Source organism: Paracraurococcus ruber, assembly GCF_004353985.1.
Taxonomy (GTDB): Bacteria; Pseudomonadota; Alphaproteobacteria; order Acetobacterales; family Acetobacteraceae; genus Paracraurococcus; species Paracraurococcus ruber.
Genome location: NZ_SMOA01000567.1, coordinates 1 through 1,368, shown reverse-complemented (window position 1 = coordinate 1,368; position 1,368 = coordinate 1). Strand labels below are relative to the sequence as shown.

Genomic DNA, 1,368 nt, shown 5'->3' with positions numbered 1-1,368 from the left:
GCGCCCCGGCGCCGCCTTGCCGCGTATCCGGGGCCGCACGCCGCCCCGCGGCGGCCCCCGGATCGCGGGCCGGCGATGCGCCGTTGCGCTATCCCGCGCCGGCGGCGGCCGGCAGGCCGGCGATCTCCAGGATCAGCTTGCGGCGCAGCGCCGTGGCGAAGCTGGCGAAATCCTCGACCGCGATCAGGAAGGCGCCGTTGCCGCCGATCACGCTCTCGCGGAAATAGGCATCGAGCGGCTGCGGCACGAGCTGGCCGAAGGTCGGGCGGTCGTTGAGGATCGGCAGGCCGTTGATGGTGATGCCGGCGGCCACGGCGCGGTCGCGCGCCTCCTCCACCGGCGGGCCGCTGTTGTTCACCCCGTCGCCCGAGATGTCGATCACCCGCCGCACCGCCTCCCAGGGCGCCGCGGCGAGGAGCTGGCAGGAATAGTCGAGCGCGGCGGAGATCGAGGTCCAGCCATAGGAGGCGCGGGGGGCGCGGCCGAGCGCGGCGGCCCAGGCCTCGGCATCGGCGCGGGAGGCGATGCGGGTCCAGGGCACGACCAGCTGCTGGAACTCGGCGCCCGACCATTCGACATAGGCGACGCCGATGGCGCCGATCATGCCGCCGGCGATGGCGGCCAGCACCTCGGGGTCGGTCAGGCCGGCCTGGTAGCCCTGGCGCTGCAGCACCGCCTCGTCCTCGTCGACCGAGCGGGAGACATCGACCGCCAGCACCAGCAGGAGGTCGACCGGGTCGCCGGCGGCCCGGCCGGGCCGGGCGCCGCCCAGCGCCGCGGCGCCGAGCCCGAGCGCCGCACCGAGAAGGATCCTTCGCTGCATCTCGCCACCTCCAGATCGGCCCCCGCCCGTGTTGCCTTGGCCTGGGGCGCTCCGCGCCTGGGTGCCGATCCCGGTTGGCTCCGCTGGCCGCGGTGGAAGCGGCCATGATGACCGAAGGTTGCAGGCGGCATCCGCGCAAGCCCGAGGCTGCCGCCTGGGCGCGATCTAAGCCGATCCTTCACATCCTCGGGTGGAAGTTGCCGGCGCCTTAGCGTCGGACACCCCCTGCCATGTCGCTTGCGTTCCGGATAGCCGCGCCGCTGCTGCTGGTCGGGTCCCTGCTCGGGGGTGTCCTCATCCTCGATGCCTGGCAGAGCGAGCGGGACCGCCGCCTGGCGGCGGATGGGGCGGCGCTGTCGCTGCACACCGCCGCGCTGATGCAGGCGGAAGCGGCCTTCGCGGCGGAGCGCGGCGCCACCAACGGCCTGCTGGCCAACCCGGCCGGCGCGACACCGGAAGGCTGGGCGCAGGCCCGGGCCCGCGGCGCCGAGGGCGAGGCGCGGCTGGCCGGCGCCCGCGCGGCGGTGGAGGCGCTGGGCGCGACC

General features: G+C 75.7%; 2 protein-coding genes. One reads left to right on the top strand and one right to left on the bottom strand.

Annotated features, from left to right (window positions below):
- Positions 1 to 88: 88 nt before the first annotated feature.
- Complete coding sequence (locus E2C05_RS31795; RefSeq protein ID WP_133223592.1) at positions 89 to 823, bottom strand: DUF1194 domain-containing protein; 735 nt, start codon at positions 821 to 823, stop codon at positions 89 to 91.
- Between the two features lie 230 nt (positions 824 to 1,053).
- Between E2C05_RS31795 and E2C05_RS31790 the strand changes: the two genes are divergently transcribed.
- Positions 1,054 to 1,368: hypothetical protein (locus E2C05_RS31790; protein WP_133223591.1), on the top strand; the 315-nt coding region annotated here is incomplete at its 3' end.